General features: G+C 71.5%; 7 protein-coding genes. 4 read left to right on the top strand and 3 right to left on the bottom strand.

Annotation, left to right across the window (positions count from 1 at the left end; all coding sequences use genetic code 11):
* The first annotated feature begins 108 nt into the window (after window positions 1-108).
* The 4 genes from QLQ12_RS30810 to QLQ12_RS30795 are packed head-to-tail and all read left to right on the top strand — an operon-like array spanning window position 109 to window position 2,950.
* Window positions 109-1,275 (top strand): sensor histidine kinase, encoded by a 1,167-nt coding sequence (locus tag QLQ12_RS30810; RefSeq protein WP_282764020.1) that lies wholly within the window; start codon window positions 109-111, stop codon window positions 1,273-1,275.
* Entirely contained in the window at window positions 1,272-1,940 is a 669-nt protein-coding gene (locus QLQ12_RS30805) for a response regulator transcription factor (RefSeq protein WP_282764019.1), read from the top strand. The genes QLQ12_RS30810 and QLQ12_RS30805 overlap by 4 nt, the downstream gene beginning before the upstream one ends.
* 40 nt (window positions 1,941-1,980) lie before the next feature.
* Window positions 1,981-2,445: an NUDIX hydrolase gene (locus QLQ12_RS30800; protein WP_282764018.1), complete on the top strand. Its 465-nt coding sequence runs from the start codon at window positions 1,981-1,983 to the stop codon at window positions 2,443-2,445.
* 37 nt (window positions 2,446-2,482) lie between these two features.
* Window positions 2,483-2,950: a 4'-phosphopantetheinyl transferase family protein gene (locus QLQ12_RS30795; protein WP_328518323.1), complete on the top strand. Its 468-nt coding sequence runs from the start codon at window positions 2,483-2,485 to the stop codon at window positions 2,948-2,950.
* Window positions 2,951-3,548: 598 nt separating this feature from the next.
* Here QLQ12_RS30795 and QLQ12_RS30790 read toward each other — a convergent pair.
* From QLQ12_RS30790 to QLQ12_RS30780, 3 genes are all read right to left on the bottom strand, one after another.
* A complete protein-coding gene (locus QLQ12_RS30790) occupies window positions 3,549-4,904 on the bottom strand; it encodes a serine hydroxymethyltransferase (RefSeq protein WP_282764017.1) in 1,356 nt (451 codons plus the stop codon).
* The gene (locus QLQ12_RS30785) at window positions 4,886-8,191 is read right to left on the bottom strand and encodes a non-ribosomal peptide synthetase (RefSeq protein ID WP_282764016.1); all 3,306 of its coding nucleotides are present in this window, start codon (window positions 8,189-8,191) and stop codon (window positions 4,886-4,888) included. The genes QLQ12_RS30790 and QLQ12_RS30785 overlap by 19 nt, the downstream gene beginning before the upstream one ends.
* Window positions 8,192-8,208: 17 nt before the next feature.
* A partial coding sequence (locus QLQ12_RS30780; RefSeq protein ID WP_282764015.1) for a non-ribosomal peptide synthetase occupies window positions 8,209-11,493 on the bottom strand: 3,285 nt, incomplete at its 5' end.

Genomic DNA, 11,493 nt, shown 5'->3' with positions numbered 1-11,493 from the left:
GTTCCCGGTAGACTTAAGTAGCTACCGGCTTCGCCTCCTGACTACTGGCGCAAGGCTCCCCGGCACGACTTACCCTCAGCCGATCGAGCCGACGTCGAGGGGGATGACGTGCCGGATGCAGCGATCGGCCAGTTCTGGGTGGCGTGGAGTGGCCGCGTCCGCACCCGGAGCTGGTCTTCGAGTCTGCTCGCCGCCGTGACCTCACTCGCCATCGGTGTGCTCTTCCTGCTGCTGGCCCGTTCCGGCGAGCCGCCGGCGAAGACGCTCCCGCTGAGCTGGGAACTCGGCTGCGCCGGCGTCGCCACGGCCGCGGTGATGTTGTTCCGCCGCAACCAGCCGGTACTGCTCGCGGCGACGTTGATCGCCGCCGGCGTCGTCTCCGTCTCGGTGTTCGGCGCCATCGCCGTGGCGTTGTACTCGGTCGCGAAGCGCCGGTCGTGGCCGCTTGCGATCTTCGTCGCCGGACTTCACCTGGCCACGGTCGCCACGCTCTTCCGGCTGGCCGACATGCCCCACGACTACGCCGAATCCGTGACGACGGTGCTGTTCCTGGACGTGGCGATGGCCGCGCTGGGGATGCTCGCCCGGTCGGTTCAGGAACGCGCCCGACAGGCACAGGACGTGCATCGCCGCAGGGTCGAGGAGGCGCGGCTGCTGGAACGCGAACGCATCGCCCGGGAGATGCATGACGTGCTGGCGCACCGTATCTCCCTGCTCAGCGTCCACGCGGGCGCCCTCGAATTCCGGCCGCAGGCAGCGCCCGAAGAAATCGCACAGGCGGCCGGCGTTATCCGCCGGTGCGCATTCGAGGCGCTGGAGGACCTCCGGCAGGTTATCGGCCTGCTGCGCACCGCCGAGGACCTCGATGGCGAACGGCCGCAGCCGACGATGGCCGACGTCGAGGAACTCGTCGAGGACAGTCGGCGCACCGGCGCCGAGGTGACGTTCACCAACACCGTCACCCCGTTCGAGGAGATCCCGGACTCGATCGGGCGGCAGGCGTACCGGATCATCCAAGAGGGATTGACCAATGCGCGAAAGCACGCGCCCGGCGCCCCCGTTCGGCTCACCGTGTCGGGCGGACCGGGCCAGGGCCTCATCGTGGAGCTACGCAACCGGACGACCGCCCGGGACGGACGGTCGGCGATCCCCGGCGCCGGGGCCGGGATGATCGGCTTCGCGGAACGGGTGGAACTGGTCGGCGGCCAGCTCGAACACGGACCGACGCCCGACGGTGACTTCCGGCTGTGGGTGTCGCTACCGTGGCGGATGTGACATCCAAAATCCGGGTCCTTGTCGCGGACGATGACGCGCTGGTCCTGGCCGGTCTGTCGATGATGTTGGCGGGCGCCGACGACATACAGGTCGTCGCAGAGGTGCGGGACGGCACCGAGGTCCTCGCCGCAGTCCGGCAGCACCAGCCCGATGTGGTGCTCATGGACATCCGGATGCCCCGCCTGGACGGGCTCAGCGCCACCGAGAAACTGCGGAGTGAACAGCCCCGCCCTGAGGTGATCATCATGACCACCTTCGACACCCAGGAACACATCGAACGCGCGATACGCGCCGGAGCCAGCGGGTTCCTGCTCAAGCACACCGCGCCGGCCGACATCGTCCAGGCGATCCGGAAAGCGGCGCGCGGCGAGCCCATCCTGTCGCCCACCGTTCTGCGCCGGGTCATGGCCCGGCTGGCGGCGGCGACCGACAATCCACGACGCGACCAAGCGCGGGGGGCGCTGAGCCGGCTCACCCCCGGGGAACGCGCGATCGCCGAGCTGATCGCCGACGGTCGCACCAACAGTGAGATCGGGCGCGAACAGCGGGTCAGTATCGCCACGGTGAAGGCGTACGTGTCCCGGTTGCTCACCAAACTCGACGTCACCAACCGGGTCCAGGTGGCCAAGCTGGTGCACGACGCCGAGCTCGGTGACAGGCGGTAAGTTCTTGGTCGCTTCATCGCCCTCTGTTAGCGTGTCGCCCATGTTGAACGAGGACCTATTACCCCTGACCAGGGCCGAGTTCGATGACATCTATGGTCGCGTGCCGCGGTTGAACGTCGAGGTGGTGATCCGCACCGCGGCAGGCGTGCTCCTCACCCTGCGCAACATCGAGCCCTGTCGCGGCCAATGGCACCTGCCCGGTGGCACCGTCCGGTTCGGAGAGACGCTGGAGGACGCAGTGCGCCGGGTGGCGCGCCAGGAGCTGGACGTCGAGGTCGCTGTCGGCCCGCTCCTCGGATACATCGAGTACCCGCAGATGCACGCCGCCGGTTACCGCGGCTGGCCGATCGGTATCGCGTTCGACGCCACCGTGGTCACCGGTGAGGTCCGCGGAAGCGCTCAGGCGGACGAGGTGGGCTACTTCCGCGACATCCCGTCCGACACCATTGCCGACCAGGCCGATTTCCTCGCCGCACATCTGCCGGAGAGCGGGACCGGCCACTGACCGGCATGCCGGAACTGGGCGCCGGAGAAGTTCACCTGTGGTGGGGCACGCCCGCCGACGCGCGGCCGGAGCACACCGCCTTGCTCAGCACAGCCGAACGTTGACGTCAGGACCTGTTTCGCCGGGCAATCGACCGGGACCGGTTCACGGTCGGCACCGCCATCGTCCGAACCGCGCTCGGCCGTTACCTGGACCTCGATCCGGCCGCTGCCCCGCTGGGCTGTCCGAGCAAGCCGCGCAGCGGGTCCTCACCCGATTCTGGGTGGGCAAGGAGGCGGTGCTCAAGGCCACCGGTGATGGCCTGCGGCTGCCCATGAACCGCCTGGAACTCGCGGGCCCCGGTATACCGCCGGCGGTACACCGATGGGCCGACCGGCCGGGCGCCGTCCCGCTGCTGAGGCTCACCCATCTGCGGGACGAAGAGACTCACCAGGCCGCGCTCGCGGTGCTCGACCCCCGTACGCACCGGGTGCGGGAGTTCACCGCAGCGACGCGACTGGTGTGACGGCCCGCCGGCATCGACGCCCGGTCACCGCCGGCACCCGCGGCTGACCTTCTGTTCGCCCCGTCCGGACAAGCGGGTCCCTCCTTGAGATCGCGAGCGTTACGTGGCCGAACCTGACCACCCAACAGCGTTATCGGGATTTTTCGGGAAGAATTCAAAATATGCCGGCGGGAAACGGTAGCGGCGCAGCGGCAGGCTTGGCTGATCGTCGAGGACGAGGCCGGTCAGACGCTGCGCCCGCCCAAGGCCCGGACCTGGGGGCCACGCTGGCGGACACCGGTCCTGCCGGTGGCTGCGCAACGTCTCAGCCGGGATGAGCGCGATCTCCTCCGGCAGGTCGACGATTGTCAGCCGGACCGACGCCGACCGGAGGCGCCAACTCTCCGGCCAACTTGTCATTTCGACAGCTCGCGGCTCCTCACCATGCGCACCATGGGAAAACATGACAAGCGCCACGTTGCCCGGGTGCTTCCGGCCGCCGAGGCCGGCACCGGAACGCGAGACGCGCAGCCATTTTGTCGCCATCCCGCCGCCGGCGGGACGCTCCCCTGCGCGAAGGAACATCCCACCGAGCGACCGGCCGTCGAAGCCGGAAAGGTCAGGCCGCGTCCGGTAGCGGATAGCGTCGGCACAGGTCGGCGACCGCCGCCCGGACCTCGCTGCGGACCGCGTCGTCCAGCACGAATTCGACGTCGTCCACCACCACCAGCGACGTCCACACCCGGTCCACCAGCGCGGCGCACTCGACGATGGCCGACTCGTCCATGCCGCGCAGGGCCAACAGGTTGGTCCCGAACCGTACGCCGCCGCCGACCTGGGCCGGCTTGCCGTCACCCGGGATCCGATTGCGGTTGACGATGATCCCGCAGGACTCCAGGGCGCGCTCGGCGACCGCGCCGGTCAGACCGCGAGCGCCGACGTCCGCGAGCACCATGTGGTTGTCGGTACCACCGGTGAGAATCGGCCACCCTCGGCTCGCCAGCTCGGCGGCGAGCGTGCCGGCGGTCCGCACGATCCGGGTGGCCAGCGTACGGAACTCGGGCGTCGCCACGATCCCCAGTGCCCGAGCCTTCGCCGCGATCCCGTTCAGCCGCGGCGTGCCCTGGAAGTACGGGAAGACGGCGTGCTGAACCAGCGCCGAGAGGGTCCGTCGGCCGTCCGGCGCCGGGGCGTCGGCGTCACGCCCCATCAGCACCAGCCCGCCACGCGGTCCGTAGAGCTGCTTGTAGGTGCTGGTGGTGGTGAAGTGCGCGGCGTCGATCGGGCTGGGGTGCAGGCCCGCGGCCACCAGGCCGGCGATGTGCGAGATGTCGGCCAGCAGGTAGGCACCCACCTCGTCGGCGATCCGACGGAACCGCGCGAAGTCGATCCGGCGCGGATAGGCGCTCGCTCCACAGATGATCATTCGCGGACGGTGCTGCCGGGCCAACCGGGACACCTCGGCGTAGTCGATCAGACCGTCGGCGCCCAGGCCGTAGGAGACCGACCGGAAGTAGCGCCCGGAGAAGTTGGCGGCCGAGCCGTGCGTCAGGTGCCCGCCCGCGCTGAGCTCCATGCCCAGGATCGTGTCGCCGGGCTTCAGCAGGGCCGCCATCACCAGCTGGTTGGCGGTGCTGCCGGAGTGTGGCTGCACGTTGGCGTAGCGGGCGCCGAACGCCGCCTTGGCGCGCTCGATCGCCATGCGTTCGATCTCGTCGACCACCGCACAGCCGGCGTGGTAGCGCCGGCCCGGATAGCCCTCGGTGGTGACGTTGTTCGTGGTGGTTCCCTCGCAGGCCAACACGGACGCGTCGGCCGCGCTGGCCGAGGCGATCATCGCCAAGGTCTCGTGCTGCCGGTTCTGCTCGCGGGCCAGCAGCCGGTGCAGCTCCGGGTCCTGCTTGCGCAGCCGGGCGACACCGTCCCGCGCGTGCCGGGCGACCGGGTCCTCGACGGTCAGTGTGCGGACGTCCATGCCGGACCCTCCTGTTCGTCGGCGAGCAGAGCGGCGACCTCTTCCTCGCTGAGTTGTTCGATCTCCAGCGCCATCTCGGCCAGGGCGCTCACCTGCACGCCCTGCTCGGAGCCGAGGCGCTCGAGCAGGGCGGCCTGCTCGGCGACCGTCGTCGCGGTGAAGGCGTCGCGGATCGGCACCGCGACGGTGAAGGTCTCGGTGATCAGGGCGACCAGCCGGGTGACCGCCAGCGAATAGCCGCCGAGCTGGAAGAAGTCGTCGCGGGTGCCGATCCGGTCGATGCCCAGGACGGCGCTCCACAGCTCGGCCAGGATTCGCTCGACCGGCGACGTCGGCTCCGCATAGGAGGCCGCCAGCATCGGCCGGTCGGTGCCGACCGCGGGAAGCGCGGCACGGTCAATCTTGCCGTTCGGGGAGAGCGGCAACCGGTCGAGGGTCACGAAGGCGGCGGGGACCATGTAGTCCGGTAACGTCCCCTTCAGGTGATCCTGCAGCTCACCCACGGTCGGTGCGGCACCGTCCACGGGCACGACGTAGGCGACCAGCCGGGCCTCGCCGGTGTCGGTCCGGCACACCACCACGCCCTCGTCGATCGCCGGATGGGTCAGCAGCGCGCTGGTGACCTCGCCGGGCTCGATCCGGAAGCCACGGATCTTGGTGAGGTGATCCAGCCGGCCCAGCAGTTCCACCTCGCCGTCGAGCCGATACCTGGCCAGGTCGCCGGTGCGGTAGATCCGGGCCCCGGCGGGGACGTCGGGGAAGCGGCCGGCGTACGGGTGCGGCACGAACCGTTCCGCGGTCAGCCCCGGCCGGCGCAGGTAACCGCGGCTGACACCGACGCCGCCGAGGTGCAGCTCACCGGCCACGCCGACCGGCGCCGGCTGGCCGTCCTGGTCGAGGATCAGCACCTGCTGATTCGCCATGGCCCGCCCGTACGGGATGCTGGTCCAGGTCGGGTCGACGTCGTGCACCTCGTGCACGGTCGAGTGGATGGACGCCTCCGTGGCACCGCCCATGACCACCATGCGCAGCCCCGGCGCGAGCCGACGGGCCCGCTCCGGCAGGCTCACCGCGACCCAGTCACCGCCGAGGAACGCCAGGCGCAGCGAGGCCAGCGCGGTGCTGCCCGGACCGGCCGCCGCCACCAGGGACTCCAGCAGGGCCGGCGCCGAGTTCCAGACGGTGATCCGGTGCTCGCGCACCAGGTCCAGCCAGTGGTTCGGGTCCTTCGCCGTCACCGGGTCGGGCAGCACCACGGTGCCGCCGACCATGAGCAGACCGAGCATGTCGTAGACCGACATGTCGAAGCTGGCCGACGAGAGCGCCAGCAGGCGGTCGCCCGGGCCGCACTCGCCCATCCGGTTCAGGTCGACGATGTTGTTCACCACCCCTCGATGCGGCACGGCGATGCCCTTCGGGCGGCCGGTCGATCCGGAGGTGTAGATGACGTAGGCCAGGTTGTCCGGGTCTACCGGCGCCGGCTCGACCGGCCCCGGGTCGCGGAGGTCCTCCAGCCGCAGCACCGGCACGCCGGCCGCGACCTCGGCCAGCCGACCGGCGAAGTCCTCGGAAGTGAGCAGCACCGACGGCGCGGCGTCCTCGATCATGAAGGTGAGCCGGCCGGCCGGGTAGTCCGGGTCGAGCGGAAGGTGCCCGGCGGACGCCTTGAGGATGCCGAGGAAGGCGACCAGCCGCTGCGGGCCGGGGCCGAGCGCGGAGCCCACCAGGGTCTCCGGGCCGACGCCCCGGGCCCGGAGCACCCGGGCGACCAGCTCGGCCCGATCGTCGAGCTCACGGTAAGTGAGCCGGCCGCCCGGCCACAGCACGGCCGGCTGCTCCGGGGTCCGCGCCGCCTGCTCCTCGATTAACTCGTGCAGGCACCGCTGCGGGAAGTCGGCAGCCGTGGCGTTCCAGCCGGACACTGTCGTCTCCAGCTCCGCCGAGGTGAGCAGCGGCAACGCGGACAGCCGCGTGTCCGGCGCGGCGGTGACGGCGTCCAGCAGGGCGAGAAATTCGTCCCACATCCGGGCGATCGTGGCGGGGGCGAAGAGGTCGCTGCTGTATTCGATGAAGCCCTCGAAGTGGTCGCCGGCGTCCCACAGCTGCAGATCGAAGTCGACCTGGGTGGCGTGCCGGGGAACGTGCACCGACGAGACGACCAGATCCCCGATCGTGGGCACCGGCATCGGCGCGTTCTGCATCACGAACATGATCTGAGTCAGCGGCTGGTGGCTGAGGTCGCGCTGCGGTGCCATCTCCTCGACCAGGCGCTCGAACGGCAGATCCTGGTGTTCGAAGCCGTCCAGGACGACCCGCCGCACCCGGCCCACCAACTCGGCGAAACTCGGGTCCCCGGCCAGCGAGGTGCGGAACAACACGATGTTGATAAAGCAGCCGATCAGCGCCTCCACCTGCGCTGTCCGCGTCGCCACACCGGTGCTCACCACCACGTCGCGGCTGCCCACCCAGCGGCCGACGGCGGCCTGGAAGGCGGCCAGCACCGTCATGAACGGCGTCGCGCCGAGGGCTCGGCTGACCTCGGTGATCCGCCGCGACACCTCCGGGGAGAGCCGCACCGGATGCATGTCGCCCCGGAACGTCTGCACCGTCGGGCGCGTGTGGTCGGCCGGCAGCTCCACGAGTGTCGGCGCACCGTCCAGCGTCGACCGCCAGAACTCGACGAGCTGTCGATCTCGCTCCGGATCGGTGTTCTGACGCTGCCAGACGGCGTAGTCGACGTACTGCACCGGCGGCTCCGGCAGCGGCGAGCGGGCACCGGCCCGCACGGCCGGATAGGCCGCGCCGAGTTCGCGCAGGAAGATGCCGCACGACCACATGTCCGAGATCAGATGGTGCATGGTGACCGCGAGCACGTGCTCGTCGGCGGCGAGGCGGTACACCGCGATCCGGACCAGCCGGCGGCCGAGGTCGAAGGGCTCCCGGGCCCGCTCGCCGAGCAGCGTTACCAGCTGCCGCTCGTCGGTGGCGGCGGCGGTGCCCCGCAGGTCGTGCACCTCGACGCTCAGGTCGGGTTCCGGGAGCACGACCTGGACGGCGACGCCCTCGGTGGTGGCGAAGACGGTCCGCAGTGCCTCCTGCCGCCGGGCGATCTCCTGCACCGCCGCTGCCAGCGCGTCCACGTCGAGGTCGCCGCGCAGGCGGACGGCCATCGGGACGTGGTAGGCGGCCGTGCCGGGGAACATCTGCTCGATCAGCATCAGGCGCTGTTGGGCGGGCGCCGCCGGGAAGGTCGCCGGTTCGGCCGGGGCCACGAGAGGCTCGTTCATCAGATTCTCCACTTCGGTCACTCGCCGGAGCGCGCGCGGAGCCGGCGCACGGCCTGGAACTTGCGCAGCGCGGCACTGGGCTGCGGAAGGTGGGTGCCGGCGTAGTCCCCCCGGTCCACCCTGGTGATCTCGGGTGCGGCGGTGCGCTCGGACCCGTCGACGCGCGAAGCGTCGACCAGGACGGCGAGCTGCTGGACGGTAGGCGCATCGAAGAGTCGGTGCAGCGGGAGCCGGATCCCGAGGCTCTCGTCGACCCGGGTCACCAGCCGCGACAGCATCAGCGAATGGGCACCCAGATCGAACAGGTTGTCCCGACGGCCCACCGCGGCACCGCCGAGCAGGTCGGCGACGATCCCGGCGAGCGCCTGCTCGACCTCGCCGACGGGTTCCTCGCGCCGGCCGCCGACGTGCTCCGGGGCGGGGAGCGCGGCCCGGTCGATCTTCCCGCTGGCGTTGAGCGGGAAGTCGTCCAGCCAGACGAAGTGCGTCGGCACCATGTATCCGGGCAGTTGCTCGCGCAATGCCGCACGCAACTGCCGGTTGGCCTCGTGCCGGTCGAACGCGGCGGTGTCCACCCGATGCCGGGGTTGCAGGTACGCCACCAGCGCGGGCAGCCCACCGACCGTGCTCAGCCGCAGCACCGCGGCGCGGACCGCCGGTTGTCGGCTCAGCGCCACCTCGATCTCGCCGAGCTCGATCCGGTGCCCCTTGAACTTGACCTGGTGGTCGGTGCGACCCAGGTATTCCAGCCGGCCGTCCGGCCACGATCGGGCCAGGTCGCCGGTCCGGTACATCCGGGCGCCGGGACGGCTCGCGTACGGATCCGGCACGAACCGTTCCGCGGTGATGTCCGGCCGTCCCCGGTAACCGCGGGCACCGCCGTCCCCACCGATGTAGATCTCCCCCGGCACGCCCGGCGGCACCGGCTCACCCGATGCGTCCAGAACATAGATCTGGTTGTTCGCCACCGGACGGCCGAGCGGGACGGTCCCGGTCACGGGTCCGCTGACCGGCTCGGCCGAGGACCACACGGTCGTCTCGGTCGGACCGTAGAGGTTCCACAGCCGGTCACCGAGGCCGGACAACCGCTCGGCCAGCCCGGGCGACAACGCCTCGCCGCCGCTGAGCACGGTCAGTCCGGGCGTGCCGCGCCAGCCCGCGTCGCAGATCATCTGCCAGCTCGCCGGGGTGGCCTGCATGAACCGGAAGGCGCCGCTGTCCAGGCGTACCCGTAGTTGTTCGCCGTCGGCACGCAGCGCGCCGGCCACGATGTGCGTGGTGCCCCCGGTGAGCAGCGGCAGGAAGATCTCCAGCACCGAGATGTCGAAGGAGAAGGTGGTCAGCGCGAGCAGCCGCGCACCCGGAGCCGGGTCCAGCATCTGCCGCATCGCGGCCAGGAAGTTGACCATCGAGCCGTGCTGGATCTGTACGCCCTTCGGCCGCCCGGTGGAGCCCGAGGTGTAGAGCACGTAGGCGAGGTTGGCCGGGTGCAGCCGCACGGGCGGCGCGGTGGCCGGCTCGCCGCTGAGGTCCAACCGGTCCAGCTCGAGCGAGGCGACGCCAGCCGGCAGCGGCAGCGCTGCGGTGGTCTCCGCGTGGCCGACGACGAGCGACACGCCGGCGTCGGCGAGCATGTAACCGATCCGCTCGGCCGGCAGGTCCGGATCGATCGGCAGGTACGCGCCGCCGGCCTTGTGCACCGCGAGCAGCGTGACCGCCAGGTCCGCCGACCGCGGCAGGTGCACCGCGACGATCCGCTCCGGGCCGACGCCGTGCCGGATCAGGCGCCGGGCGAGCCGGTTGGCGGCCTCGTCCAGCTGCCGGTAGGTCAGCGTCGGCACCGCGCGGACGGTGTCCGCCGACACCGCCTCGTCGGTGGGCAGGGCGACCGCGTCGACCGCCACCGCCAGCGCGTCCGGGTGGGCCGCGGCCCGGCGGGCGACCTGCGCGAAGACGAAGTCGGCGGGGTCGTAGGCGAGGGCGGTGTCGTTGCGGGCGTACAACTGCGTCGCGCGCTCCGCCTCGGTGAGCAGGGGCAGCGCACCGACGGTCCGGTCCGGATCGGCGGCGATCGCGAGCAGCAGGGTGCGCAGCTGGGTCGCCATCCGCTGCGCCGTCTCCGCGGTGAACAGGTCGGCGTCGTACTGCAGCAGGCCGCCGAGGCCGTCCTCGCTCTCCGCGAAGGTCAACATCAGATCGGTCTGCACGTGCGGCGGGTCCAGCGGCACCGGCGTCAGCCGCAGGTCGCCCAGGGCGACGTCGCCGCGACCGTGTCCGACCGAGAAGGCCGCCAGCGCGGTGCCGTAGGCACCGGTGGACCGGTGCAGGCCGAACATCGCCTGGACCAGGGGTTGCCGGCTCGCGTCGCGCGGCACCTTGAGCATCTCGACCAGCCGGGGCAGCGGCAGCTCGGCGTGCTGCAGCGCGGTCCGCGACCGCTGGGCGGTGCGGCGCAACAGTTGCCGGAAGCTTTCGCCGGGCGCGATCGTGCCGCGCAGCACGGCGGTGTTCATGAAGCATCCGACCGCGTCGGCGAAGTCGGCCCGGCTCCGGCCGTGCACCGGGGATCCGACCACCACGTCGCGGTGCCCGGTGTATCGCGAGAGCAGCACCTGGTACGCCGTCAGCAGCACGGTGAACAGGGTCGTGCCGTCCCGGCGGGCGAGCCCGGTGAGGCGTTCGGCGACCTCGCGGTCGAGCCGGAACCGGTGGGTGCCGCCGCGGAACCGCTGCTCCGCCGGGCGCGGACGATCGGTGGGCAGGTCGAGGTCGGTCGGAGCGCCGGCCAGTTCGCCGGCCCAGAAGTCGCGCAGTCGCTGCCCGTGCTCCCCGGCCAGCCGATCGGCCTGCCATCGGGCTGCGGTGGAGAAGCCGATCGGTGCCGGCGTCCGGGGCCCGGGTCGGCCGGCCCGCTCGGCGCGGTAACTCTCGTCCAGCTCGTGCAGCAGCAGCTCCATCGACCACAGGTCGGTGATCAGGTGGTGCAGGGCGATCACCAGGTGGTCCGGGCCACCGCCCGCGCGGCGTACCAGGGTGAGCCGGACCAGCGGACCCTCGGCGAGGTCGAAGGGGGCGTAGGCGGCCTCGTGCAGCGCCGCGCGCACCCGGTCGTCGTCCCAGGCGGCGCCGTCGTGCTCGACGAAGCCGATCGGTAGGTGCTCGTGCACCCGCTGCACCGGCTCGTCGTCCACCACCGGAAAGGTGCTCCGCAACGCTTCGTGCCGGTCGCAGACCGCGGTGAAAGCCCGGCGCAGGGCCACCGGGTCGGGGTCGCCGGCGCCCACGCCGGGCCCCCGCACGGG

This window comes from Actinoplanes sandaracinus, assembly GCF_030009775.1.
GTDB classification, from domain to species: domain Bacteria; phylum Actinomycetota; class Actinomycetes; order Mycobacteriales; family Micromonosporaceae; genus Actinoplanes; species Actinoplanes sandaracinus.
This window is presented reverse-complemented; position numbering and strand designations above follow the sequence as displayed.